Consider the following 26,009-nt stretch of genomic DNA (forward strand, 5'->3'; position numbering starts at 1 on the left):
GCCTCACTTTTTAATCGAAGGGATGTAACGGGAAAACAGCCAGCGAGTGACCAGCGGTAATAACCCTAATAGTGTAAAGGCGAACAGCAGTCCCGGCGACAGAATATCGCGCAGCGCGGTGAGTTTCCCCAGCTCGCGTCCGGCGTTCAGATAAATGACGGTGGCAGGTAGCATTGCAAGCTGGCTGACCCACCAGTAGTGACGCACCCTGAGACGGGTTAGCCCCATCAGCAAATTGACCAGAAAGAACGGGAACAACGGCATCAGGCGCAGGGCAAAAAGGTAGCGCGCGCCGTCGCGATCCATTCCCGCATCTATCGTGCTCATCTGTGCGGCAAAGCGCCGCTGCACCCAGTCGCGCAGCAGATAACGGCTGACGAGCATGGCAAGCGTGGCGCCGAGCGTCGAGGCAAATGACACCAACAGTGTCGCCTCCCACAGGCTGAAAAGCGCCCCGCCGAGCAGCGTCAGAAGCGCGGCTCCGGGGATCGACAGCGCGGAGAGCAGAACGTAAACCGCAAAATAGATCAGCGCGCTCTGAAGAGGCGCCTGCTCCACACGATCGAGCAACGTTTGCTGGTGCATTTTTAGCGTGTCGAGGGAGAGCATGCCTGGAGGAAGCAAAACAACGGTCAAAACAAATGCGCCCAGAAGGGCGCACAGGAGACTGATTTTTTTAATATTCACTGAAGGTTACAGCTTGAACGTTGCCCATACCGGCGCATGGTCGGACGGTTTTTCCATGCTGCGGATATCATAGTCGATACCGGTTTCGATGCAGCGTTCGGCCAGGGGGGCGCTCGCCAGCAGCAGATCAATACGCAGGCCCCGGTTGTCATCGAAGCCTTTAGAGCGATAGTCAAACCACGAGAAGCGATCCTGCGTCGCCGGGTTAGCCGTGCGGAAAGTATCCACCAGCCCCCAACCCAGCAGGCGCTCCATCCACTCGCGCTCCTCCGGCAGGAAAGAGCATTTGCCGGTGCGCAGCCAGCGCTTACGGTTCTCTTCGCCAATACCGATATCCAGATCCGTCGGGCTGATATTCATGTCGCCCATGATCAGCACCGGGTTTTCTTTTTTGAGTTCGGTTGTCAGGTAGTTTTGCAGATCCTGATAAAACTTCGCTTTGGCCGGGAATTTGGTTTCATGATCGCGGCTTTCACCCTGCGGGAAATAGCCGTTGATGACGGTCACATTGCCGAGCGCGGAAGGAATTTCCGCCATGATGATGCGGCGTTGCGCCTCTTCATCGTCACCCGGGAAGCCACGACGCACCGACACCGGCGTATCTTTGGTCAGCAGCGCAACGCCGTAGTGGCCTTTCTGACCGTGGTAAAAAACGTTATAGCCCAGCTTCGCTACCTCTTCGAGCGGGAACATATCGTCGTGAACTTTTGTCTCCTGCAAGCCGATCACATCTGGCTGATGTTGCTCAACAATCGCTTCAAGCTGGTGAGGGCGGGCACGCAGGCCGTTGATATTAAAAGAGACAAATTTCATAGTCGCTGCCAATGCAAGGTGAATAGTGCAAGGATGGTAGCAGAATTTACGTCGTCTGTTATCCGCTTCGCCCAATTACTGCGACAGATAATGCCGACGGTGCAATATTTGCACCATTTCGGCGCGTTTTGCCCTCGAACAGGGCATAAAGGACCGATAAATTTCGTGAGCGATCACAATTCCAGAATTATATTTGGTCTCTGCATACTCTTTCTTGTTTTCATGCGGCAAAGCGCCGCTTGTCGTAAAAATATTCACTATTTATGCATTAACAGTGAATAACTCCATATTGTAACCCATTGATATTGTGTTACCCCAACCCGTTTATGCATTTTTATCGCTGGCTGGCACGAAGGCTGCAATCTACATTCACAGTGCAAACACTCAATTATTTAACATTTAAACAACCTTTTATTTACCGGATGAGGTCGCTATGTCTCTGTCAGTTACGCGTGAAAATTTCGATGAATGGATGATGCCGGTATACGCTCCGGCGGCTTTTATTCCGGTACGTGGGGAAGGCTCTCGCCTGTGGGATCAGCAGGGCAAAGAGTATATCGACTTTGCGGGTGGGATTGCGGTGAATGCGCTGGGGCATGCAAACCCGGCGCTGCGGCAGGCGCTGAATGACCAGGCGGCGAAATTCTGGCATACCGGCAACGGTTATACCAACGAACCGGCATTGCGTCTGGCGAAGAAGCTGATCGACGCCACTTTCGCAGAAAAAGTCTTTTTCTGTAATTCCGGCGCGGAAGCGAACGAAGCGGCGCTGAAGCTGGCGCGAAAATATGCGCACGATAAATTCGGCGCGCACAAGAGCGGCATCGTAGCATTTAAAAATGCCTTCCATGGCCGCACGCTGTTTACCGTCAGCGCGGGTGGTCAGCCCTCATATTCTCAGGATTTTGCGCCGCTGCCGCCGGATATCCGGCATGCGGCGTATAACGATTTACACTCTGCCAGCGAGCTGATTGACGACACCACCTGTGCGGTGATTGTCGAGCCCATGCAGGGGGAAGGCGGCGTCATGCCCGCCCAGAAAGCGTTCCTGCAAGGGCTGCGCGAGCTGTGCGATCGGCATAACGCGGTCCTGATTTTTGACGAAGTCCAGACCGGCGTGGGCCGCACGGGTGAGCTGTACGCCTACATGCACTATGGCGTGACCCCGGATGTGCTCTCAACAGCCAAAGCGCTCGGCGGCGGTTTCCCGGTGGGGGCGATGCTGACCACCGATAAATTCGCCAGCGTGATGACCGTGGGCACTCATGGCACCACATACGGCGGCAACCCGCTGGCAACCGCTGTCGCCGGACAGGTGCTGGATATCATCAATACCCCTGAGGTGCTGAACGGCGTGAAGCAGCGTCACCAGTGGTTTGTTGAGCGCCTTACTGCCATCAATAACCAGACCGGCTTGTTCAAAGAGATCCGCGGTCTGGGGCTGTTAATAGGCTGTGAGCTTGCCCCTGAGTTTGCCGGCAAAGCGAAGCTGATTTCACAGGAAGCGGCAAAGCAGGGCGTTATGGTGCTGATTGCCGGTGCTAACGTGGTGCGGTTTGCCCCTGCGCTGATCGTCAGCGAGGAAGAGGTCAGAACCGGGTTAGATCGTTTTGCGCTGGCCTGCGAACAGGTGAAGTCCGGGGTGTCATCATGATGGTCATCCGTCCCGTTGCGCACGGCGATCTCGCCGGGCTTATGCAGCTTGCCGGTAAGACAGGGGGCGGGCTAACCTCGCTGCCTGCCGATGAAAAAACGCTGTCGGCGCGCATTGAGCGCGCCCTGCAAACCTGGCAGGGGACGTTGCCAAAAAGCGAACAGGGCTATGTGTTCGTGCTGGAAGATACCGACACGGGAACCGTGGCGGGGATTTGCGCCATCGAGGTGGCCGTCGGGCTTAACGATCCGTGGTACAACTACCGCGTCGGCACGATGGTCCACGCCTCGAAAGAGCTGAACGTTTACAACGCGCTGCCGACGCTCTTCCTCTGTAATGACCATACCGGCGCCAGCGAACTCTGCACCCTGTTTCTCGATCCGGACTGGCGCAAAGAGGGCAACGGTTATCTGCTCTCCAAATCGCGCTTTATGTTTATGGCCGCCTTTCGCGACCGCTTCAACGAAAAAGTGGTCGCGGAGATGCGCGGCGTGATTGATGAGACGGGCTACTCGCCGTTCTGGGAGAGTCTGGGCGAACGCTTCTTCTCCATGGAATTTAGCCGGGCGGATTACCTGTGCGGTACCGGTCAGAAGGCGTTTATCGCCGAGCTGATGCCGAAGCATCCTATTTATACCCATTTCTTAACGCCTGAAGCGCAGGCGGTGATCGGCGAAGTTCACCCGCAAACCGCTCCGGCCCGCGCAGTGCTGGAGAAAGAGGGATTTCGCTACCGTAACTACGTCGACATCTTCGACGGCGGCCCGACGCTGGAATGCGACATTGACCGCGTTCGCGCCATCCGTAAAAGCCGCCTGGTTGAGGTTTCAGAAGGCCAGCCCGCGCCGGGCGAGTGGCCAGCCTGCCTGGTCTCGAACGAGAATTACACCAACTTCCGCGCCATGCTGGTGCGAACCAACCCAACATGCGAGCGTCTGGTACTGACGGCTGCGCAACTGGATGCCCTGAAATGTAACGCTGGCGACACGGTTCGCCTGGTGCGGCTCTGCCCTGAGGAGAAAACAGCATGACTCTATGGATTAACGGTGACTGGGTAACGGGCGAAGGTGACGCGCGGACAAAAACTAACCCGGTCGGCCAGGAGGTGCTCTGGTCGGGGAACGACGCCAGCGCCGGGCAGGTTGAGCAGGCCTGCCAGGCTGCACGCCGCGCGTTTCCGGCATGGGCGAAACGGCCATTCTCCGAGCGCCAGGCGCTGGTTGAGAAATTTGCTGCGCTGCTGGAGGCCAATAAAGCCGAGCTGACCCGCATCATTGCCTGCGAAACCAGTAAGCCGCGCTGGGAGGCAACAACCGAAGTCACGGCAATGATCAACAAAATCGCGATATCGGTGAAGGCGTACCATACCCGCACCGGCGAGCAGCATACCGAGATGCCAGACGGCGCCGCCACACTGCGCCACCGTCCGCACGGGGTGCTGGCGGTGTTTGGCCCGTATAACTTCCCCGGACATCTGCCGAACGGGCACATTGTGCCTGCGCTGCTGGCGGGGAATACCGTCATCTTCAAGCCGAGTGAGTTAACCCCCTTAACCGGAGAAGCAGTCATAAAACTCTGGGAGCAGGCGGGGCTGCCGCCGGGGGTGGTGAATCTGGTGCAGGGCGGGCGTGAAACAGGTCAGGCGCTGAGTGCGCTGAGCGACATTGACGGTCTGCTGTTCACCGGCAGTGCCGGAACGGGCTATCAGCTGCATCGTCAGCTGGCGGGGCAGCCGGAAAAAATTCTGGCGCTGGAGATGGGCGGCAACAACCCGCTGATTGTGGAAGATCCGGATGATATCGATGCCGCGGTCCATCTGACCATTCAGTCGGCGTTTATTACCGCCGGACAGCGCTGTACCTGCGCCCGCCGCCTGCTGGTTAAACGCGGCGCGCAGGGGGATGCGTTCCTGAAGCGTCTGGTGGAGGTGAGCGCGCGTCTGGTTCCCGCGAAATGGGATGCCGAGCCGCAGCCGTTTATCGGCGGGCTGATCTCCGCGCAGGCGGCGCTGAACGTGCTGAAAGCGTGGCAGGAGCACGTGGCGCGCGGGGCGAAAACCCTGCTGGAGCCGAAGCTGGTTCAGCCGGGCACGTCGCTGCTGACGCCGGGGATTATTGAGATGAGTGCGACGAGCAACGTGCCGGATGAAGAGGTCTTTGGCCCGCTGCTGTGCGTCTGGCGCTATGACGATTTTGAGTCGGCGATCGAGATGGCCAACAACACCCGCTACGGCCTGTCGAGCGGCCTGATATCGCCGCATCGCGAGAAATTCGAACAACTGCTGCTTGAAGCGCGCGCCGGGATCGTGAACTGGAACAAACCGCTGACCGGTGCGGCGAGCACCGCGCCGTTTGGTGGCGTAGGGGCGTCGGGCAACCATCGCGCCAGCGCCTGGTATGCCGCCGATTACTGCGCGTGGCCGATGGCAAGCCTGGAAACCCCGGCGCTGACGCTGCCGGAGACGCTGAATCCGGGGCTGGATTTTACAGAGGGTGACGCCCATGAAAGCGCGTGAGGTTAACTTTGACGGCCTCGTGGGGCTGACGCACCACTATGCCGGGCTATCGTTCGGCAATGAAGCCTCGACGAAGCACCGTTTCCAGGTCTCGAACCCTAAGCTGGCGGCGAAGCAGGGGCTATTGAAAATGAAGGCGCTGTCCGATGCCGGTTTCCCGCAGGCGGTGATCCCGCCTCAGGAGCGACCAAACGTGGACGTGCTGCGCCAGCTGGGGTTCAGCGGTACGGATGAACAGGTGGTGGAAAAAGCAGGCACGCAGACGCCACACCTGCTTTCGGCGGCCAGTTCAGCCTCCTCGATGTGGGTGGCGAATGCCGCCACCGTTGCGCCGTCGGCGGATACGCTGGACGGCAAAGTGCATCTGACCGTTGCTAACCTGAACAACAAATTCCACCGCGCCAGCGAAGCGGAGACCACCGGGCGCGTGCTGCGCGCCATTTTTAATCATGAAGCGCATTTCGAGGTGCATTCGGCGCTGCCGCAGGTCGCGATGTTTGGCGATGAAGGGGCGGCAAACCACAACCGTCTGGGCGGCGACTATGGCGAGCCGGGTTTGCAGCTGTTTATCTATGGACGGGAAGAGGGCGGCCACGCCGCGCCGGTTCGTTATCCGGCGAGACAAACTTTAGCCGCAAGCCAGGCGGTTGCGCGGCTGAACCAGGTTAATCCTTCTCAGGTGATTTTTGCCCAGCAAAATCCGCAGGTGATCGACCAGGGCGTGTTTCATAACGACGTCATTGCCGTTTCCAACCGTCAGGTGCTGTTCTGCCACGAGCAGGCGTTTGCCCATCAGGAAAAGTTGCTGGCCACGCTGCGCGAACGCGTGCCGGGATTTATGCCGATTCAGGTGCCCACGCAGGCGGTAAGCGTGCAGGATGCGGTCGAAACGTATCTGTTCAACAGCCAGCTGCTGAGCCGGGATGATGGCAGCATGATGCTGGTGCTGCCGCAGGAGTCCCGCAACCATCAGGGCGTCTGGCGCTATCTGAGCGAACTGGTGCAGGCGGATAACCCGATTGATGAACTGCGCGTGTTTGATCTGCGGGAAAGTATGGCCAACGGCGGGGGACCGGCGTGCCTGCGACTGCGCGTGGTGTTAACGCCGGAGGAGATGCAGGCCATGAATCCGGCGGTGATGATGAACGACACGCTGTTCAATACCCTCAATGACTGGGTGGACCGCTATTATCGCGACCGTCTGGTTCAGGCCGATCTGGTTGATCCGCAGCTGCTGCGCGAAGGCCGCGAGGCGCTGGATGCATTATCGACCATCCTGCAACTGGGATCGGTTTATCCGTTCCAGCGCTAAGGAGATGATATGGAAAACTTACTGGCGCTGACGCTGGCCGAAGAGACACCGGAGCGGCAAGAGGGGGAAGCCCCCTCGTTGCACTGGCGATGGCTGGGGCCGGGCGTGCTTGAACTGACGCCGACGGGGGAATATGACCTGTCGCTGCTGCTTTCGACCGGCATTCACGGAAACGAAACCGCGCCCGTGGAGATTGTCGATCTTTTGCTGCGCGCGCTGTTTCGCGCAGAGATCACGCTGCACTGCCGTCTGCTGGTGGTGCTGGGAAATCCGCCTGCGCTGGCGCAAAATAAACGGTATCTCGTGAGCGACATCAACCGCATGTTTGGTGGTCGCTGGGCGCAGTTTCCACAGAGTGATGAGACGACACGCGCGCAATGGCTGGAGAAGGTGGTCACGGCGTTTTTTGCCGGGGCGGGGGAAACGCGCTGGCACCTCGATCTGCATACGGCCATTCGCGCCTCGTACCACGTGCGTTTTGGCGTGTTACCGCAGCGTCATCAGCCGTGGGATGAGGCGTTTCTGTCCTGGCTTGGCGACGCCGGGCTGGAGGCGCTGGTTTTCCACCAGACGCCAGGCGGCACGTTTACCCACTTCACCTGCGAGAATGTTGGCGCGTTATCCTGCACCCTTGAGCTGGGAAAAGCGCTGCCGTTCGGGCAAAACGACCTGACGCGTTTTGCCCCTACGCATCAGGCGCTTCGGGCGTTGCTTGCCGGGGTTGCGCCGGAACCCTCCCGGGAACTCGTTGTGCGCTATCGGGTCGTGCAGCAGATCACGCGTCAAAGCGAGGCTTTCCAGCTACATATGGCGCCCCATACGCTGAACTTTACGCCGTTTCGCCAGGACGTCCTGCTGGCGGAAGATGGTGAGACGCGCTATGTGGTACAGAAATCCACGGAATATGTTTTATTTCCTAATCCGTCGGTCGCGTTTGGTTTGCGAGCTGGCTTGATGCTGGAAAAAATGCCCTGATCGTCTCCCCTCGCGCAGACCGGAGGGGAAATGAAGAATAAATTTCTTAGCGTTAAAAGCGCTCTGGTATTGTTTGCGGAATATTCCTGGAGAATTGCTTTATTATTAAACGGCACTTCGCTATACTTCTCCATAATCTCTTTAAAATCATCCTGTTGAATATTTTTGTTTCATCTCTCCACGCTTTTTCCTTAATTTCTCCAAAATTGGCGAAAAGTTGTTTTTTACACTTTCATTGTTTTACCGTTGCTCTGACTAATTGACGATAAACCCCGTAAAGTTAATCTCGTCAACACGGCATAGCGCCGAAGAATAACTGAAAGTAAGGAAAGACATTATGCGTAAATTAACTGCACTGTTTGTTGCCTCTACCCTGGCTCTGGGCGCTACCAGCATGGCGTTCGCCGCCGATACCGCGACCACTACCGCCGCGCCGACGGAAGGCAAAATGATGATGCATCATAAAGGCAAGCCGGGTATGCACCATGAGATGATGATGTTTAAAGATCTGAACCTCACCGATGCGCAGAAGCAGCAGATCCGCGACATCATGAAAAGCCAGCGTGACCAGATGAAACGTCCTCCGCTGGAAGAGCGCCGCGCAATGCATGACATCATTGCCAGCGACAGCTTCGATAAAGCAAAAGCGGAAGCGCAGATCGACAAAATGGCCGAGCAGCATAAAGCGCGCATGCTGGCCCACATGGAAACCCAGAACAAGATTTACAACATTCTGACGCCGGAACAGAAAAAGCAATTTAATGCCAATTTTGAGAAGCGTCTGACAGAACGTGCAGCGCCGGAAGGTAAAATGCCTGCACCAACCGAATAATCGGTTCACTCTCTTAAGACCGCCGGGCTCCTGTCTACAAAAGCGAAAACGCTGTGGACAGGACCGGCGGTTTTTCTTTTATCCCATGCCTAAGGTCTGGCCTGACTGCTGCCGATAATACGTCTGTGAAAATGCCCTGGCGCACGGTGCGTCCTTCAGGAGTGGTCATGGAATTCTTTGATATCCGTAAAATGCCGGTCAGTCTCTGGCGTAATGGTGCGGGTGAGACGCGTGAGATTTGCTGTTTTCCTCCCGCGACGCGGGATTTTTTCTGGCGGGCCAGTATTGCCTCCATCGCCAGTAACGGCGAATTTTCCGCGTTCCCGGGCGTTGACCGGGTGATTACGCTGCTGGAGGGCGGCGAGGTGACCCTGGATGCAGGCAGGGCGTTTTGTCATACCCTGAAGCATCATCAGCCTTACCGATTTGCGGGCGATCTGGCGGTGAAAGCCGTGCTCACAGAGGGGCAGATGTCGATGGACTTCAACATCATGACCCGACGGGATTGCTGCCAGGCAAAGGTGCGCGTTGCTACCCGGACGTTCACTACCTTCGCATCACGCGGTGGGGTGGCATTCGTATTAAGCGGCGCCTGGCAACTGGGCGACAAATTACTGACCGCCGATCAGGGCGCCAGCTGGGAAGCGGGCAGTCATACCCTCCGTTTACTGGAAACGAAGGGGTCGCTGCTGTTCAGTGAAATTACCTGGCTGCCGGGTCATTGAGGACGATGATCTCATATTTTCCGGTTAACAGTGGCTTGCAGAGAATTTTGTAACCATCCTGATCGAAACCGGCAGGGGTGCGCAGCAGAGCGGTAGCGTCATCCAGATTTTCAACGGCGCCAAGCCAGAGCCAGTTGCGGATGATGTGATAGTGCGTCATCCCATCGCGGGTTTCTTTCAGCGCCACCGCGCCTTCCCACGGCCAGCAGTTAACGCTGATAGAGGCCAGGCCAGCCATAAACCGGGCATGATGTTCTTCAACGCTCTCTTTTCCACAGCACGCCCCGGCGCAGCGTTTCAGCGCGGAGCGGAAACAGGCGCGACCGCGGGTGGTAGCTTCCAGTCCTAACAGGCCGTAACAAAGCTGTAATTCATCAGCCAGGGATTGCAGGGTTTGCAGTGCGGCACGTTTATTGGCAAACAGACCGTAAAGATTGGGTTCATGCGAAAAATCCACTTCCCGGGCATAAACGACCTGCGGTTTTCCTGCGTTAATCTGCAAGGAACACAGCTGGCGGTTGCGGCGCAGGCGTTTGTTAAACAGCGGCTGCTGTTCCTTGATGAGCCGGGCTTCGAGCAGAAGCGCGCCCAGTTCGCCTGCCGTCTCGATCCAGGTGATCCGCCGGGACTGCCTGAGCATCGATGCTTCATCCGGCGTACGCAGGTGCGACATCACCCGGCTGCGGATATTCACGCTTTTGCCGATATAGAGCGGCATGGTGTCGCTGTCGCCGTGGAAGAAATAGACGCCAGGCTGTTTAGGCAGTGCCTCAAGCCAGGGGTGAAGATGCTCGGGATATTCGTAGATAGCCGCCGCTTCGAATTCAAGACGCGGGGCGGATTGACGCCTGCTCACATACTGCTCCATATACTGTTCAGGCATACAGTGTAGCAGGTGTTTGGTGGTTAAAAAAGAGCCGGGTGGCGGCTACGCCTTACCCGGCCTGCAAAGCGGAGTTACCGTTTTGCTTTTACTTTTTCCAGAAATCATCAAACACCGTAATGGGCGGACGGCGCTTATGCTCGGTTTTCAGATACCAGCCTTCGATAATTTTAGCGGTACCTTCGTCGAGCGTTTTGCCTTCCAGATAATCATCGATGTTGTCATACGTAACGCCCAGCGCCGCTTCATCCGGCAGGGAAGGGCGATCGTCCTCCAGGTCCGCCGTTGGCGCCTTCTTATACAGGTGCTCCGGGCAGCCCAACGCCGCCAGCAGTTGCTTACCCTGACGCTTGTTCAGGCGGAAGAGGGGGTTGATATCCGTGCCGCCATCGCCGTATTTGGTGAAGAAGCCGGTGATGGCTTCCGCGGCGTGGTCAGTGCCGACGACGACCCCTTTGGTCATCCCTGCGATACTGTACTGCGCTTTCATGCGCTCACGGGCTTTCTCGTTGCCGCGGACAAAATCGCTCAGTTCAATACCGGCTTCACGCAAGGCCTGCTCGCTGGCCAGTACCGAACCTTTGATGTTTACGGTAAGAACACGGTCCGGCTGAATAAACGCAATCGCATCCTGACAGTCCTGCTCGTCGGCTTGCACGCCATACGGCAGACGTACGGCAATAAATTGCAGCGCGGTGTCACCGGTCTCGTCACGCAGCTCGGAGATGGCCATCTGGCTCAGCTTACCGGCCAGAGTGGAATCCTGACCGCCGCTGATGCCCAGCACCAGCGTCTTCAGGAAAGGGTGTGCAGACAGGTAAGCTTTCAAAAAATCAACGCTACGACGGATCTCTTCATTGGCATCAATCGCAGGTTTCGCGCCCAGCGCCTGAATAATTTCTTGTTGCAGAGCCATTACGCCCTCCCTATGCAGAACCAAACAGAAAGTGTGATCTGTTAAAACTAACCCTTTGTCGGGGAAACGACAAGGATCACAGTTTTGAGTGTACTGTTTTACAGCGATTTAGCAGCTTACCGTTGTTTTATTAGAATTTTCCGAAATTCGTCTGGCGTAACTCGCAAAGTTGAACAATAGTAATTTTTATCCCATGCTTAGTTAACACGCTGATAAACAAGAGGACGGAATATGAACAAGAACGTAGCAGGAATTTTAAGCGCAGCGGCGGTACTGACTATGCTGGCAGGGTGTACAGCTTACGATCGCACTAAAGATCAGTTCACACAGCCAGTGGTAAAAGACGTCAAAAAAGGCATGACGCGTTCCCAGGTTGCAGCCATTGCCGGTAAACCTTCTTCAGAAGTCACTATGATCCACGCGCGTGGTACCTGCCAGACCTATATTCTGGGTCAACGTGATGGTAAGGCAGAGACCTATTTTGTCGCCCTGGATGATACGGGTCACGTGATCAATTCTGGTTACCAGACCTGTGCCGAATACGACACCGACCCACAGGCACCTAAGGCACAGTAAGCCTGCTTGCCTGAGAGCGTTAACAAACCGGCCGGAAGGCCGGTTTTTTTATGCATACGTGAATCTTATTTCTTGGCGCGAATTATTTGCCTGAAATGTGAAGGTAGTCAACAAGCCAGGTCAATGAGAGACAATTTCAGTCTATCCAGAATTATCCCCTCCCTGTACCATTGCGTATACTCACTTCAACGACAAACAATGTTCAGCACACTGCCCGTCAGCCAGGATAGCGAGTCGAGTGATAGCGAGACGGCGGGTAGCCAAACAAGAGGGAAGTTATCATGGAAAAGAAACATATCTATCTGTTTTGCTCTGCGGGCATGTCCACTTCGCTGCTGGTTTCCAAAATGCGCGCGCAGGCCGAAAAATATGAAGTCCCTGTGGTGATTGAGGCGTTTCCGGAAACGCTGGCGGGCGAGAAGGGCCAGACAGCAGACGTTATTTTACTCGGGCCGCAAATCGCTTATATGCTGCCAGAAATTCAGCGTCTGCTACCCAATAAGCCGGTCGAAGTGATCGATTCCGTTTTATACGGCAAGATTGATGGTTTAGGTGTATTAAAAGCTGCCGTTGCGGCGATTAAAAAAGCTGCTAATTAATTTTTTATTTTTCCCGTCAAAGAGTTATTTCACACACAATACGCCGTAACGGTCGTTGCGGCATTTAAGGGTATTTTCCTATGAGTAAAGTCATCGCTTCACTTGAAAAGGTACTCCTTCCTTTTGCTGTTAAAATAGGAAAGCAGCCTCACGTTAATGCCATTAAGAACGGCTTTATTAAATTAATGCCGTTGACATTAGCCGGGGCAATGTTCGTTTTAATTAACAACGTTTTTCTGAGCTTTGGAGAAGGTTCCTTTTTTTATTCATTAGGAATTAGGTTAGATGCTTCAACTATTGAAACCCTTAATGGTTTAAAAGCCATTGGCGGCAACGTATACAACGGTACGTTGGGTATTATGTCGCTAATGGCGCCTTTCTTTATCGGAATGGCGCTGGCGGAAGAGCGTAAAGTGGATCCGCTGGCGGCAGGCTTACTGTCCATTGCCGCGTTCATGACCGTCACACCGTACAGCGTGGGTGACGCTTACGCCGTTGGCGCCAACTGGCTGGGTGGGGCAAACATCATTTCCGGTATTATTATCGGGCTGGTGGTGGCCGAAATGTTCACCTTCATTATTCGCCGTAACTGGGTTATCCGCTTGCCGGATAGCGTTCCGGCCTCCGTTTCTCGTTCATTTTCCGCGTTGATTCCGGGCTTCATTATTCTCTCCATCATGGGGATTATTGCCTGGGCGCTCTCTCACTGGGGAACTAACTTCCACCAGATCATTATGGACTCTATCTCAACGCCGCTGGCGTCGATGGGTAGCGTGGTCGGTTGGGCGTATGTCATCTTTACCTCCCTGCTGTGGTTCTTCGGCGTGCATGGTTCACTGGCACTGGCGGCGCTGGACAGCGGTATTATGACCCCATGGGCACTGGAAAACGTCGCGCTTTACCAGCAGTACGGCTCCGTCGATGCGGCGCTGGCGGCCGGTAAAACCTTCCATGTGTGGGCGAAGCCGATGCTTGACTCCTATATCTTCCTGGGCGGTACCGGGGCGACGTTGGGTCTGATCATCGCGGTCTTTATTGTCTCTCGCCGCGCCGACCATCGTCAGGTTGCGAAGCTGGCCCTGCCGTCAGGCATCTTCCAGATTAACGAGCCGATCCTGTTTGGTCTGCCAATTATCATGAACCCGGTGATGTTCATTCCCTTCATCCTGGTTCAGCCGCTGCTGGCCGCGATTACGCTGACGGCGTACTACCTGGGCATTATCCCGCCGGTGACCAACATTGCGCCGTGGACGATGCCGGCTGGTCTGGGCGCGTTCTTCAACACCAACGGTAGCGTGGCGGCCTTCCTGCTGGCGATATTCAACCTCGGGATTGCAACCCTGCTCTACATGCCGTTCGTGGCGATTGCGAACAAGGCCGCAACGGTTATCGATGAAGAAGAGAGCGAAGAGGATATCGCCCTCGCACTGAAATTCTAAAATTGCACGGCGCGGGGCAACCCGCGCCAGCGGAAAGGAGCTTAAAGATGTTAGATTTAGAGAGTATCGTTGCCGAAGAAACCGCAGAGAACGATCTGGAAGAGGTGGTGATGGGCCTCATCATCAACTCCGGGCAGGCACGCAGCCTGGCGTATGCGGCGCTTAAGCAGGCTAAGCAGGGCGACTTCGTTGCCGCGAAAACCATGATGGAGCAGTCCCGTACAGCGTTAAACGAAGCGCATCTGGTGCAGACGAAGCTCATCGAAAGCGACCAGGGCGAAGGGAAGATGAAAGTGAGTCTGGTGCTGGTACATGCGCAGGATCATCTGATGACCTCCATGCTGGCACGCGAGCTGGTCGCGGAGCTCATCGAGCTTCACGAGAAGATGCAATAAGTCAGTTGAAGTAGCAGGAGGTCAGCACGATGGAAATCAAAACCGCACATGAGCAACAGCTGTTTAATGGCAAAAATTTTCACGTGGTGATTTACAACAAAACGGAGAGCGCCAGCGGTCTGCACCAGCATGACTACTACGAGTTCACGATTGTTCTGACCGGCCGCTACTATCAGGAGATCAACGGTAAGCGCGTCCTGCTTGAGCGTGGCGATTTCGTCTTCCTGCCAATGGGATCTTATCACCAGAGCTTTTATGAGTTTGGTGCGACACGCATTCTGAACGTAGGGGTGAGCAGGCGTTTCTTCGAGAAGCACTATCTGCCGCTGGTTCCGTTCTGCTTTGTGGCGTCACAGGTGTATCGCGTTAAAAATGAGTTTATGACCTGGATTGAAACGGTTATCGCCTCGCTGAATTTCCGCGACAATGAATTTGATGAATTTATTGAAACCGTGACGTTCTACGTCATGAATCGCCTCCGCCATCACCGTGAAGAACAGCAGGTGGTGGATGATATTCCTCAGTGGCTGCGCAGTACCGTGGAGCTGATGCACGATAAAGGGCAGTTCAGCGATAACGCCCTGGAGAATATGGTGGCGCTGTCGGGTAAATCTCAGGAATATTTGACGCGCGCCACGCAGCGTTATTACCGTAAAACGCCTGTGCAAATCATTAATGAAATCCGCATTAACTTTGCCAAAAAACAGCTGGAAATTACTAACTACTCTGTCACCGATATCGCTTACGAATCGGGTTACAGCAGCCCCAGCCTGTTTATTAAAACCTTTAAAAAATTGACTTCATTCACACCGAACAGTTACCGCAAAAATTTAACGGTAATTAATTAACTTTCGGCGGTTTATCCGCCAGGAACAGTGACGTAATGGCTTGCCCAAATAGCGGGAAGAGTACGCTATACCTTGCAGGCGATTAACCTGATACGCTAAGGGAGATATTATGCAACAGAAATTAAAAGTCGTAACCATTGGTGGCGGCAGCAGCTATACCCCGGAATTACTTGAAGGTTTCCTGAAACGGTATCATGAATTACCGGTCAGCGAATTATGGCTGGTGGATGTTGAAGAAGGTCAGGAGAAGCTGAATATTATTTTTGAACTGTGCAAACGCATGGTTGAAAAAGCGGGCGTGCCCTTAACCGTGCATAAAACGCTGGATCGCCGCCTGGCACTGAAAGATGCTGACTTCGTGACCACGCAGCTGCGCGTCGGCCAGCTGAAGGCGCGTGAGCTGGACGAGCGCATTCCGCTGAGCCACGGTTATCTGGGCCAGGAAACCAACGGGGCAGGTGGCCTGTTTAAAGGCCTGCGTACTATTCCGGTCATTTTTGACATCATTAAAGACGTGGAGGAGATCTGCCCGAACGCCTGGGTGATCAACTTTACCAACCCGGCCGGGATGGTCACCGAGGCAGTCTATCGCCACACCGGTTTCAAACGCTTTATCGGCGTCTGCAATATTCCGATTGGCATGAAGATGTTCATCCGCGATGTACTGGAACTGACCGATAACGATGATCTGTCCATTGATCTGTTCGGCCTGAATCACATGGTCTTTATCAAAGATGTGATAGTGAACGGGCAATCGCGCTTTGCGGAACTGCTCGACGGCGTCGCCTCTGGTCGCCTGACCGCGGCCTCGGTGAAAAACATTTTCGATTTGCCGTTCAGCGAAGGGCTGATCCGCTCCCTGAATCTGCTGCCGTGCTCGTATCTGCTCTACTACTTCAAGCAGAAAGAGATGCTGGCCATTGAAATGGGCGAATACTACAAAGGTGGCGCACGCGCTCAGGTTGTACAGAAAGTAGAGAAGCAGCTTTTTGATTTGTATAAAGATCCGAACCTGAACGTCAAACCGAAAGAGCTGGAGCAGCGCGGCGGGGCATACTATTCGGATGCCGCGTGTGAAGTGATTAACGCCATTTACAATGACAAGCAGGCCGAGCACTATGTGAACGTTCCCCATCATGGGCACATCGACAATATCCCGGCAGACTGGGCCGTTGAGATGACCTGCATTCTTGGGCGCGAGGGTGCAAAACCGCATCCCCGCATTACCCACTTCGATGATAAGGTGATGGGCCTGATTCACACCATCAAAGGCTTTGAAGTGGCGGCGAGCAATGCGGCCCTGAGCGGCGAACTGAATGACGTGCTGCTGGCGCTGAACCTCAGCCCGCTGGTGCATTCTGACCGTGACGCTGAAAAACTCGCGAGTGAGATGATCCTGGCGCATGAAAAATGGCTGCCAAACTTTGCTGCAACGGTTGAGAAACTGAAACTCACACACCGTTAAGAGGAGGCGCGATGGAAAACCTGCTGATCGTCAATGCCGATGATTTTGGCCTGTCAAAAGGGCAGAACTACGGCATTATTGAAGCCTGTCGCCGGGGCGTCGTGACCTCTACAACAGCGCTCATCAACGGTGAGGCGGTGGAACATGCGGCGCAGTTAAGCCGTGAGCTGCCCGAGCTGGGCGTGGGCATGCACTTTGTGCTGACGCTTGGGTTGCCCCTTTCGCCAATGCCGGGCCTGACGCGCGACGGCCAGCTGGGGAAATGGATTTGGGAAATGGCGGAGCAGGACGCTCTGCCGCTCGATGAGATTGCCCGCGAGCTGGATTGCCAGTTTAACCGCTTTGTGGATGTGTTTGGCCGCGAGCCTACCCATATTGACAGCCATCATCATGTGCATATGATCCCGGCGATTTTCCCGCTTGTGGCAGAGTTTGCGCAACGTAAAGGCGTGGCGATGCGCGTGGATCGTGAGGTGCGCGGGCTGCCGGACGTCGCGGTGACGTCAACGGAGGGGTTCAGCAGCGCATTTTATGGCGACGAGATCGACGAAGCGCTGTTCCTGAAGGTGCTGGATGAGTCCGCCGCGAAAGGGGAGCGCTCGCTTGAGGTAATGGCGCACCCGGCGTTTGTCGATAACATTGTACGTAAGAGCGCCTATTGCTGGCCGCGTCTGGCGGAACTGGATGTGCTGACGTCGGCGTCGTTAAAGTACGCGATTGCCGAGCGTGGGTATCGTCTGGGGACGTTCAGGGATCTTTGAGTTAAAGCCCGGTGGCGGCTTCGCCTTACCGGGCCTACAAAAGCAATCGAAATGTAGGCCGGGTAAGCGCAGCGCCACCCGGCTTTTTTTTACGCCGGTATCTGGTCAATCTTACTGCTGCGCGACCACACGCGGTGGGCGGCAAGCAGGTCAAACAACCGGGTCATAAACGCATCGTCAATGTTATCACCTTCGACAATGCCTTCTTCCCCTTGATCCGGTACCTTCAGCAGAGATTTAAACTTCCGCGCATCGCCTGCCAGGGCGATTGGCTTCAGGTGCTTATAGGCTTCCAGCAGATAATAGGCGGCATCACCGTTACCGAGCAGGCTCTCAACGTCGCCGCACGGCATAATCACCGCGTCAACCGTCAGCGACGGTGCCCCGGCGAAGGTCGCGGCAATTGGCAGGACAGAGCCATCGTCGGCTGTCACTTCACCCATGCGGGAGTAAAGCAGTTTGGCATGTACGCCCTGGGTTTTGAGCGCCTTCATGATCCCCAGCACGTCGCTGGCGCGCGGTTTATCATTCAGCAGGATAGCCACTACGCGGCCTTTAATTGACCCGCCAGGTACCGCGTACAGGCTCAGGGACGGATCCTTCTTCAGCCCGTTCACGTCTTTTGGCGGTGCGGCATGGCATTGCTCGTCAGTCAGCGTGATGCCGAGATTATTCGCCACGCCCTGAGCAAGCTGGATATCAATATGCGCCAGATGGTCGACCACGCGCTCGCGAATGTAGGTACGCACCACTTTGCTCAGCTCAAAGCTGAAACCGCCGATAATGTGCTGCTGTTCAATTGGGGTCTGGCTGTTCCAGAACAGGCGAGGCTGAGCGTAATATTCGCCGAATGACGGGCTGCGCTCGCGAATTTTTGTTCCGTCCACGCGCTCCTGATACGACTCAAATCCGCCACGTTTTGGCCCCGGCGGGGTTTCACGCGGCCAGTTATCGTTAATGGAGTTTGGCTCGTAGTTCGCCGGGTTGGTATCGATATCCTGGCGATGCATCCCGTCACGCTGGAAGTTATGGTACGGGCAGGTCGGACGGTTGATAGGAATTTCGTGGAAGTTCGGTCCACCGAGACGGCTGATCTGCGTATCGGTGTAAGAGAACAGACGGCCCTGTAGCAGCGGATCGTTGGTGAAATCCAGCCCCGGCACAATATGGCCCGGGTGGAACGCAGCCTGCTCATTCTCCGCGAAGAAGTTATCCGGGTTGCGGTTAAGCACCATTTTGCCCACCAGCTGAACCGGCACCAGCTCTTCAGGAATAAGCTTGGTCGGGTCGAGCAGGTCGAAGTCGAATTTGAACTCGTCCTCTTCCGGGATCAGCTGTAATCCCAGCTCGTATTCCGGGAAATCACCGGCTTCAATGGATTCCCACAGTTCGCGACGGTGGAAGTCCGGATCGCGCCCGGTCAGCTTCTGTGCTTCATCCCACACCAGGGATGCTTTCCCCGCGACCGGTTTCCAGTGGAAACGCACAAACGTCGCTTTACCTTCAGCGTTAATCAGACGGAAGGTATGAATACCAAACCCTTCCATGGTGCGATAGCTGCGTGGGATCCCCCGGTCAGACATCGCCCACATCACGTTGTGAAGGGTTTCCGGTTGCAGGGAGACGTAGTCCCAGAAGGTGTCATGCGCACTTTGTCCCTGCGGTATGGCCCAGTGTGGCTCTGGTTTTACCGCATGGACAAAGTCAGGGAACTTATGCGCATCCTGAATGAAGAAAACCGGGGTGTTATTCCCGACGAGGTCGAAAATGCCCTCTTCGGTATAGAATTTGGTGGCGAAGCCGCGGATATCACGCACCGTATCGGCCGAACCCGCGCCGCCCTGTACGGTAGAGAAGCGCACAAATACCGGTGTGATTTTGTTCGGGTCGGAAAGGAAATCCGCCTTCGTGATCGCCTTCAGGCTCTTGTACGGCTGGAAATAGCCGTGCGCCGCGGAGCCGCGAGCGTGAACGATACGCTCAGGAATACGCTCATGGTCGAAATGGGTGATTTTTTCCCGCAGGATGAAATCTTCCAGCAGCGTCGGGCCGCGCGTTCCGGCGCGCAGGGAGTTCTGGTCATCGGCGATGCGCACGCCCTGATTGGTGGTCAGCGCATAGCCTTCACCCCCTTTGCGGTGCGGGTCGAGAGATTTTAACTTCTCGTTGTCCGCATCGGGTGACTTCATGCTTCCCGGTGCAGTAGGTTGCTCGCCCGGCGCGGACAGGCCCGGCGACGGTTTATGAGAGCCATCCGCAGGGGCGAGTGAGTCCATTCCCGGTTGAGATTCTTCGGTGCCATGAATAGGGGCTTGATGTGGTTTATCATTGTTCGACATTGCACGATTCTCCTTTGTTCGTTCCTGAAAACCCTATTAAGGATAGAACAATGTGATGAATTAGCAGGCGAACTAAGCGTTTTCAGATAAGTGATTAGCGAAAGGAGCCATCTGCCTCACGTCAGGCGCGACGGGTGGGGGGAGAATCGGCTATGATAGAAATTTCCTGCTTTAAGAATTTGCTTTAGTGAACCCGTCGCTTATGAAACCTCTTCGTCAACAAAACCGCCAGGTTATTAGCTATGTGCCCCGCGTTGAACCCGCGCCGCCTGACCATGCCCTGAAAGTGGATGGTTTTCGCGATGTCTGGATGTTACGGGGTAAATACGTTGCCTTCGTGCTGATTGGCGAGCACTTCCGTCGCTCCCCTGCGTTTACGGTGCCGGAATCGGCGCAGCGATGGGCTGTGCAGACCCGCCAGGATGAAGAGGTTGAAGAATAACAGCCATAAAAAAACCGCCCGCAGGCGGTTTTTTTATTTCAGCCGTGATTAACGATGGGCCAGTTCCGCATCTTCTTCACTGTCGAGAATCGTTTTGTCGGTCTGCTTCAGCCACTGGCTGGTCAGGGTACCGGCGGTCATTGAGCCACTCACGTTCAGGGCGGTACGCCCCATATCGATCAGCGGTTCAACAGAGATCAGCAGGGCAACCAGCGTCACCGGCAGTCCCAGCGCAGGCAGAACGATCAGCGCAGCGAAGGTCGCGCCGCCGCCCACGCCCGCAACACCGGCGGAGCTAATGGTCACGATACCCACCAGCGTCGCAATCCAGACCGGATCCAGCGGGTTAATCCCCACGGTTGGGGCAACCATCACGGCCAGCATCGCCGGGTAGAGACCCGCACAGCCGTTCTGCCCGATGGTGGCGCCAAAGGAGGCCGAGAAGCTGGCGATAGACTCCGGTACGCCCAGACGACGGGTCTGTGCTTCCACGTTCAGCGGGATAGATGCCGCGCTGGAACGGCTGGTGAAGGCGAAGGTCAGCACCGGCCAGACTTTGCGGAAATATTTCAGCGGGCTAACGCCGTTCACGCCCAGCAGGATACCGTGCACCACAAACATAATGCCCAGCCCCAGATAAGAGGCGATCACAAAGCTGCCAAGCTTGATGATGTCTTGCAGGTTAGAGCCTGCCACGACTTTGGTCATCAGCGCCAGGACACCGTACGGCGTCAGCTGCATGACCAGACGCACCAGCTTCATCACCCAGCTTTGCAAGGTATCGATGGCCGTCAGAACGCGCTCGCCTTTCGGCACATCGTCCTTCAGCAGCTTGAGCGCAGCCACGCCCAGGAATGCCGCGAAGATCACCACGCTGATAATGGAGGTTGGGCTTGCACCGGTCAGGTCAGCGAACGGGTTCTTCGGAATGAAGGAGAGCACCATCTGCGGAACGGTCAGATCGGCCACTTTACCCACGTAGTTGGTCTCAATCGCCGTCAGACGCGCGGTTTCAGCGCTACCCTGCACCAGACCTTCAGCAGTCAGGCCAAACAGATTGGTTACCAGCACACCCACCAGCGCCGCAATCAGCGTGGTGAAGAGCAGGGTACCAATGGTCAGGAAACTGATTTTACCCAGTTGAGAGGCGTTATGCAGGCGGGCTACGGCGCTCAGAATAGAGGCGAATACCAGCGGCATAACGATCATTTGCAGCAGCTGTACATAGCCGTTACCGACAATGTTGAACCACTGAATAGAATCTTTCAGTACCGGGCTATCGGAGCCGTAAATGGCGTGTAAGGCCAGGCCAAACACCACGCCCATGACCAGACCGACCAGTACCTTTTTCGCCAGGCTCCACTGTTTGTGGCGAGCCTGGGCGAGAAGCAATAGCAATACGACGAACACAACAATGTTCGCGATGAGTGGAAAATTCATCCCCGTTCTCCTGATTTATTATACGGTCGGTTTTTACCGAACCTGTTGGCGCAAGGTTATCAGAAGTGTGATGTCGCGCTTATATCCATATGGAATGGTTTATGACAAAAGTGATTATATTGCCGGTTTAATGTTCAATCTGGTGATTAATAAAACGATTGAACTGAAATTGTAGCGAGTTGATCATTTGCGATGACCAGCGCACTGCACCATTTTCGGGCAATGTCTGCGGCATCCACACGGCATACGCAAACAGCGCCATACACAGAACGCGCTCCAGCTGGTTGCCTTTTTGCGGCACGAGGATTGGCAGACGGAAACGCCAGCGGCAGGGCCAGAGCAGCGGTACGCCCGCTGGCGTCAGCATATCGGCGAGGATATGGCTTAAGTAGCCGAGCACCATGCCCTGAATGGCATCCGCCGGGACGATCCAGCTCTCCGGAACCTTCAAATAGAAGAGTGTAAGCAGGCCGAATACGGCCAGCAGGCTGTGGGTAAACCCGCGATGGCCAAAGGCTCTGGCGATGGGTTTTGAAATCCACTTCAGCCGCTGGCCAAGGAATGACTTTGGATGATCTATGTCCGGCAGGAGGCAGGTCAGCACGGCGGAAGGGACAATATGCCACCAGTCCCCCTGTGCCAGCACAGGGGTCAGTTCAGCGTTTTTGGCAAACACTGCACAGGCAAGTGAAAAAAGCAGGTGGCCTTCCGCCGTCATGATAAAACCCGGTAAACTGTCGATTCATACAGTATAGGGTTTTTATACAGTGTGTGAAAGAGGTGACGGTGTAACTCTTTGTCACAAACGCGCGGTTAGCGCGCCAGCCAGCCACCGTCTACGGCGAGGGTATGGCCGTTAACGTAATCAGAGGCCGATGAGGCCAGGAACACCACCGGACCCTGTAAATCCTCCGGCAGACCCCAGCGACCCGCCGGAATACGGTCGAGGATCGCCTGGCTGCGCTGCTCATCATCGCGAAGCTGCCGGGTGTTATTGGTCGCCATGTAACCCGGCGCTATAGCATTCACATTAATGCCCAGCGTTGCCCATTCGTTCGCCAGCAGGCGGGTGAGGCCCAGCACGCCGCTTTTGGACGCCGTATAGGAGGGCACCCGGATGCCGCCCTGGAAGGAGAGCATGGAAGCAATGTTAATAATCTTGCCGCCCTGACCCTGCGCGATAAACTGTTTCGCCACTGCCTGAGAGAGGAAAAAGACCGATTTCAGATTGAGATCGATGACCTCGTCCCAGTCCTTCTCGCTAAATTCCAGCGCATCAGCACGGCGGATGGTGCCGGCATTGTTAACCAGAATATCGATGCGGCCCATCTCAGCGACTGCGGCATCCACCACGCTCTGAATACTCTCCTGCTTGCCAAGATCGGCGCGAATCGCGATAAAGCGACGTCCCAGCGCCGTAACGCGCGCTGCCGTTTCGTCAGGAACCTTGCGGTTAACCCCCACGATATCACATCCTGCCTCGGCGAGGGCAATGGCCATACCTTGCCCCAGACCGGTATCGCACCCGGTCACCATCGCCACTTTTCCTGCCAGAGTAAAAGCATCCAGTATCATACGCGCCTCAGAAGTCAGGTTATTGTCATTCTGCACGTAAGAATAGGAGTCTGGAATGAGAAAAGCAAATAAAGTAAAACGTTGTTTTGATTTAGCGAGACAGGCAGCCGAAGCTGCCTGAAAGAGCGTTACTCCCCGCGCAGATGGCGGGCAGTCAATTCTTCAAGAGACGTCAGCCTGACGTCTGCGAGGGCAAAACGGGGATCGTGTCGGCCTTCTTCAGCCGGCACAACGATGGAGCGCATACGTGCGGCTTTGGACGCCACCATGCCGTTAACCGAATCTTCCAGCGCCACACAGGTAAGCGGATCCAGCCCCAGTTTCGCGGCGCAGTCCATATATACCTGCGGATGTGGCTTGCTGTAAGGAAGCTTTTCGGCCGAGGCCAGCGCGTCGAAGCTGTCGCGCAGCCCGAACATCGTCAGCACTTTTTCCAGCATATGCAGCGGTGAGGCGGAGGCCAGCCCCACTTTCAGCCCTTGCGCCTTGCACAGGGCGATAGCGTCGCGGACGCCCGGCAACAGCGGCTTATACTCTTCTACGAGGGAGATGGCGCGGTTGATAATGCGCGCCGTTACTTCGTCGCGATCCGGGCCAACCCATGGCTGGTGGGCATACCAGAGGTCAACCACCATATCGATGCGCAGCCCCAGGGTATCGGGAAGCTCGTTACGACGACTGATATCGACGCCGAGGCTGGCCATCACGTCCAGTTCAGCCCGATCCCACAGGGGTTCGGAATCAATCAGCAATCCATCCATGTCAAAAATAGCGGCAAGTATCTGGCGCGGGGTCGACATTACAACATCTCCTTATCTTGGGGTAAGACAAACGGTGCTAAGCATAAGCAATTTAGCATATTGCATTCAAAGAGCGGGCGAAAATGACCGACAGCAGGTAGACTTAGGCACAAATAACGCGTCTTTATGAAGAGGAACTAATGACGTATCAACAAGCTGGACGCATCGCGGTCTTAAAACGTATTGCTGGTTGGGTTATTTTCATTCCCGCCCTGATTTCAACGCTGATCTCCGTACTCAAATTTATGTACGATCACAGCGAAAAACAGCCGGGCATCAATGCCGTCATGCTTGATTTTGCGCACGTCATGATTGAGATGATGCGGTTTAACACCCCGTTCCTGAACGTCTTCTGGTTCAACTCGCCCACGCCGGATTTTCACCACCAGCTGAATGTCGGTTTCTGGATAATCTATGCGTTGATATTTATCGCGATGGCGTTGCAGGCCTCCGGCGCGCGCATGAGTCGCCAGACCCGCTTTTTGCGCGAAGGGGTGGAAGACCAGCTGATCCTTGAGAAGGCGAAAGGCCCTGACGGGATGAGCCGCGAGCAGATCGAATCGCGCATTGTCGTTCCGCGTCATACCATTTTTGTGCAGTTTTTCCCGCTCTACATCCTGCCGGTCATTATCATTGTGGCCGGGTATTTCTTCTTTACGCTGCTTGGCTTCCTGTAAATCCTAAGGGAAGGGGCGTGAAGCCGCCCCCTCCCGCTATGCCGCCAGAATGCGGTCCAGCGCCCGCTGGGCATTCACCAGATGACTCCCGCCAAACAAAATAGCCCGGTTTATCAAGGTGTACAGCTGATAAACCGGCTGACGATCAAGGAAACCCGCAGGTAACGGCGAGACAGACTGATAGCCATCATAAATTTGCGGCGGCTGTTCAGGGTGCAACGGCAGCATTGCGAGGTCACATTCTCTGTCGCCCCAATAGCAGGCCGGGTCAAATATATAGGGACCATCAGGCCCAAGTGCACAGTTGTTTGACCATAAATCTCCGTGCAGAAGGGAAGCCTGAGGCTGATGCGAAGCCAGACGCTGCTGAATGTGTTCAACAATCGCGTCGATGTTGCCGAACGCTAATCCCTTTTCAGCGGCCAGCTCCAGCTGCCAGCCGATGCGCTGCTCGGCGAAAAAGGTCGACCAGCGGCGCTGCCATGCGTTTGGCTGTGGGGTAGTGGAGAGATCGTTATCAAAATCGAGCCCGAACTGAGGTTGATCGCTCCACTGGTGCAAACGGGCGATCTGTTGCCCGAGAATAAAGGCGTTGTGCGCATCCAGAGGGCGCGCGGGGAGATAGTTCATCACCAGAAAGCTATAGTCACGATCGCTGCCGACGGCTAAAACCTGCGGAACGGTGACTGTTTTACTGCGCGATAACAGCTCAAGCTGATCGGCTTCGGCAGTAAAAATGGGGAGCAATTCACGCTCATCACATTTAACGAAAAGATCGCGCCCGGCGTAACGTAAATGCCATGCGGCATGGATCTCTCCGCCTGGCAGTTCGTTACGCAGTTCAATTTCACCTTCACCCAGCTGCTCACTTAAAAGATGACTGATAGCCTGCCACATGATGTCTCTCCCATGTTGTCTGCCAGATCATAAAGTTAGCGCAAAACGGCTATAAAAAAACAGGAACTAACGCACAACTGAGCGGTTTAATTTTGTACAGGGCACTTATTGTTCTTTTTTATGCCAGTTTTCCCAGCTATCCACATCAATTTCCGTGGCTTTGTCAGTCACGCTTTCCACCAGGCTACTGGCCAGCGCCTTCACCTCTTCCTGACTCAGCGGGCTTATCAGGCCAAATGCCAGTGAGCCGAGATCGTGGATATTGCCCTCATCGTCCGTCAGCGTGAGCAGAAAATTGGCGCGCGTGAACGCGTTGTTGAGTTCATTCAGTTCGGTCAGCGACGCCTCATGAATATTCACGGTTACGACGTAGCAGGTGATATCACCACTGCTCATAATTCACCTCGTTGTTATCCTGAAAGTTTTCTTAGCATAGTCGATATG

At 55.4% G+C, this 26,009-nt stretch carries 27 protein-coding genes; 16 read left to right on the forward strand and 11 right to left on the reverse strand.

Annotated elements, in window-relative coordinates:
* Positions 1-3: 3 nt before the first annotated feature.
* Positions 4-687 (reverse strand): TVP38/TMEM64 family protein, encoded by a 684-nt coding sequence (locus SK50_RS11710; RefSeq protein ID WP_045344210.1) that lies wholly within the window; start codon positions 685-687, stop codon positions 4-6.
* A 6-nt stretch (positions 688-693) separates the two neighbouring features.
* Complete coding sequence (gene xthA, locus SK50_RS11715; protein WP_015570756.1) at positions 694-1,500, reverse strand: exodeoxyribonuclease III; 807 nt, start codon at positions 1,498-1,500, stop codon at positions 694-696.
* A 433-nt stretch (positions 1,501-1,933) separates the two neighbouring features.
* Here xthA and SK50_RS11720 point away from each other — a divergent pair, with 433 nt between their 5' ends.
* From SK50_RS11720 to ves, 7 genes are all read left to right on the forward strand, one after another.
* On the forward strand, positions 1,934-3,154 hold the full coding sequence (locus SK50_RS11720) for a succinylornithine/acetylornithine transaminase (RefSeq protein ID WP_032104258.1): 1,221 nt from the start codon (positions 1,934-1,936) through the stop codon (positions 3,152-3,154).
* Positions 3,151-4,185, forward strand: a complete 1,035-nt coding sequence (gene astA / locus SK50_RS11725) for an arginine N-succinyltransferase (RefSeq protein ID WP_015570755.1) — start codon at positions 3,151-3,153, stop codon at positions 4,183-4,185. Before SK50_RS11720 ends, astA begins: the two co-directional genes overlap by 4 nt.
* On the forward strand, positions 4,182-5,669 hold the full coding sequence (astD, locus tag SK50_RS11730) for a succinylglutamate-semialdehyde dehydrogenase (RefSeq protein ID WP_017384669.1): 1,488 nt from the start codon (positions 4,182-4,184) through the stop codon (positions 5,667-5,669). Before astA ends, astD begins: the two co-directional genes overlap by 4 nt.
* A complete protein-coding gene (astB, locus tag SK50_RS11735) occupies positions 5,656-6,981 on the forward strand; it encodes an N-succinylarginine dihydrolase (RefSeq protein WP_045344212.1) in 1,326 nt (441 codons plus the stop codon). Before astD ends, astB begins: the two co-directional genes overlap by 14 nt.
* 9 nt (positions 6,982-6,990) lie before the next feature.
* Entirely contained in the window at positions 6,991-7,956 is a 966-nt protein-coding gene (gene astE, locus SK50_RS11740) for a succinylglutamate desuccinylase (RefSeq protein ID WP_048229464.1), read from the forward strand.
* A 337-nt stretch (positions 7,957-8,293) separates the two neighbouring features.
* The gene (gene spy / locus SK50_RS11745) at positions 8,294-8,788 is read left to right on the forward strand and encodes an ATP-independent periplasmic protein-refolding chaperone Spy (RefSeq protein ID WP_015570753.1); all 495 of its coding nucleotides are present in this window, start codon (positions 8,294-8,296) and stop codon (positions 8,786-8,788) included.
* Between the two features lie 167 nt (positions 8,789-8,955).
* Positions 8,956-9,513 carry an environmental stress-induced protein Ves gene (gene ves / locus SK50_RS11750; protein WP_017384666.1) on the forward strand — a complete coding sequence of 186 codons (558 nt, stop codon included), beginning with the start codon at positions 8,956-8,958 and terminating at the stop codon, positions 9,511-9,513.
* On the opposite strand, the gene cho is transcribed toward ves, so the two are convergent.
* A complete protein-coding gene (gene cho, locus SK50_RS11755) occupies positions 9,491-10,369 on the reverse strand; it encodes an excinuclease Cho (RefSeq protein WP_074172736.1) in 879 nt (292 codons plus the stop codon). The two genes, ves and cho, sit on opposite strands and share 23 nt — an antisense overlap.
* Positions 10,370-10,484: 115 nt before the next feature.
* A complete protein-coding gene (nadE, locus tag SK50_RS11760) occupies positions 10,485-11,312 on the reverse strand; it encodes an ammonia-dependent NAD(+) synthetase (RefSeq protein ID WP_003857837.1) in 828 nt (275 codons plus the stop codon).
* 231 nt (positions 11,313-11,543) lie between these two features.
* On the opposite strand from nadE, the gene osmE reads away from it, so the two are divergent.
* The 7 genes from osmE (at position 11,544) to chbG (ending at position 17,395) form a co-directional block, all read left to right on the forward strand.
* Positions 11,544-11,888, forward strand: coding sequence for an osmotically-inducible lipoprotein OsmE (osmE, locus tag SK50_RS11765; RefSeq protein ID WP_003857836.1), 345 nt, complete (start codon positions 11,544-11,546; stop codon positions 11,886-11,888).
* 281 nt (positions 11,889-12,169) lie between these two features.
* Positions 12,170-12,487 carry a PTS N,N'-diacetylchitobiose transporter subunit IIB gene (chbB, locus tag SK50_RS11770; RefSeq protein ID WP_015570750.1) on the forward strand — a complete coding sequence of 106 codons (318 nt, stop codon included), beginning with the start codon at positions 12,170-12,172 and terminating at the stop codon, positions 12,485-12,487.
* A gap of 80 nt (positions 12,488-12,567) precedes the next feature.
* Entirely contained in the window at positions 12,568-13,926 is a 1,359-nt protein-coding gene (chbC, locus tag SK50_RS11775) for a PTS N,N'-diacetylchitobiose transporter subunit IIC (protein ID WP_017384664.1), read from the forward strand.
* A gap of 47 nt (positions 13,927-13,973) precedes the next feature.
* Positions 13,974-14,321 (forward strand): PTS N,N'-diacetylchitobiose transporter subunit IIA, encoded by a 348-nt coding sequence (chbA, locus tag SK50_RS11780; RefSeq protein ID WP_003857835.1) that lies wholly within the window; start codon positions 13,974-13,976, stop codon positions 14,319-14,321.
* Positions 14,322-14,350: 29 nt separating this feature from the next.
* Positions 14,351-15,169, forward strand: a complete 819-nt coding sequence (gene chbR, locus SK50_RS11785) for a transcriptional regulator ChbR (protein ID WP_017384663.1) — start codon at positions 14,351-14,353, stop codon at positions 15,167-15,169.
* A 109-nt stretch (positions 15,170-15,278) separates the two neighbouring features.
* Positions 15,279-16,634 (forward strand): 6-phospho-beta-glucosidase, encoded by a 1,356-nt coding sequence (locus SK50_RS11790; protein WP_017693596.1) that lies wholly within the window; start codon positions 15,279-15,281, stop codon positions 16,632-16,634.
* A gap of 11 nt (positions 16,635-16,645) precedes the next feature.
* Positions 16,646-17,395 carry a chitin disaccharide deacetylase gene (gene chbG / locus SK50_RS11795; protein ID WP_017693595.1) on the forward strand — a complete coding sequence of 250 codons (750 nt, stop codon included), beginning with the start codon at positions 16,646-16,648 and terminating at the stop codon, positions 17,393-17,395.
* A gap of 89 nt (positions 17,396-17,484) precedes the next feature.
* Here chbG and katE read toward each other — a convergent pair whose 3' ends face one another.
* Positions 17,485-19,734 (reverse strand): catalase HPII, encoded by a 2,250-nt coding sequence (katE, locus tag SK50_RS11800; RefSeq protein ID WP_017693594.1) that lies wholly within the window; start codon positions 19,732-19,734, stop codon positions 17,485-17,487.
* A gap of 187 nt (positions 19,735-19,921) precedes the next feature.
* Between katE and cedA the strand changes: the two genes are divergently transcribed.
* Positions 19,922-20,176, forward strand: a complete 255-nt coding sequence (gene cedA / locus SK50_RS11805) for a cell division activator CedA (protein WP_071524159.1) — start codon at positions 19,922-19,924, stop codon at positions 20,174-20,176.
* A 48-nt stretch (positions 20,177-20,224) separates the two neighbouring features.
* Here cedA and tcyP read toward each other — a convergent pair whose 3' ends face one another.
* The 4 genes from tcyP to hxpB form a co-directional block, all read right to left on the reverse strand.
* Complete coding sequence (tcyP, locus tag SK50_RS11810; protein WP_023296348.1) at positions 20,225-21,616, reverse strand: cystine/sulfocysteine:cation symporter; 1,392 nt, start codon at positions 21,614-21,616, stop codon at positions 20,225-20,227.
* Between the two features lie 127 nt (positions 21,617-21,743).
* Complete coding sequence (locus SK50_RS11815; RefSeq protein WP_015570742.1) at positions 21,744-22,334, reverse strand: metal-dependent hydrolase; 591 nt, start codon at positions 22,332-22,334, stop codon at positions 21,744-21,746.
* 95 nt (positions 22,335-22,429) lie between these two features.
* Positions 22,430-23,191 carry a 2-dehydro-3-deoxy-D-gluconate 5-dehydrogenase KduD gene (gene kduD, locus SK50_RS11820; protein WP_032104265.1) on the reverse strand — a complete coding sequence of 254 codons (762 nt, stop codon included), beginning with the start codon at positions 23,189-23,191 and terminating at the stop codon, positions 22,430-22,432.
* Between the two features lie 128 nt (positions 23,192-23,319).
* The gene (hxpB, locus tag SK50_RS11825; RefSeq protein WP_003857825.1) at positions 23,320-23,991 is read right to left on the reverse strand and encodes a hexitol phosphatase HxpB; all 672 of its coding nucleotides are present in this window, start codon (positions 23,989-23,991) and stop codon (positions 23,320-23,322) included.
* A gap of 140 nt (positions 23,992-24,131) precedes the next feature.
* Here hxpB and SK50_RS11830 point away from each other — a divergent pair, with 140 nt between their 5' ends.
* Complete coding sequence (locus tag SK50_RS11830; protein ID WP_015570741.1) at positions 24,132-24,668, forward strand: YniB family protein; 537 nt, start codon at positions 24,132-24,134, stop codon at positions 24,666-24,668.
* Positions 24,669-24,704: 36 nt separating this feature from the next.
* On the opposite strand, the gene SK50_RS11835 is transcribed toward SK50_RS11830, so the two are convergent.
* Together SK50_RS11835 and ghoS are read right to left on the reverse strand one after the other, a co-directional pair.
* A complete protein-coding gene (locus tag SK50_RS11835; RefSeq protein ID WP_015570740.1) occupies positions 24,705-25,565 on the reverse strand; it encodes a fructosamine kinase family protein in 861 nt (286 codons plus the stop codon).
* Positions 25,566-25,670: 105 nt separating this feature from the next.
* Positions 25,671-25,961 (reverse strand): type V toxin-antitoxin system endoribonuclease antitoxin GhoS, encoded by a 291-nt coding sequence (gene ghoS, locus SK50_RS11840; RefSeq protein ID WP_048229466.1) that lies wholly within the window; start codon positions 25,959-25,961, stop codon positions 25,671-25,673.
* Positions 25,962-26,009 lie beyond the last annotated feature (48 nt).

Origin of the sequence: Enterobacter sp. BWH64, from assembly GCF_001037645.1 — a bacterium.
GTDB classification, from domain to species: Bacteria; Pseudomonadota; Gammaproteobacteria; order Enterobacterales; family Enterobacteriaceae; genus Enterobacter; species Enterobacter hormaechei_C.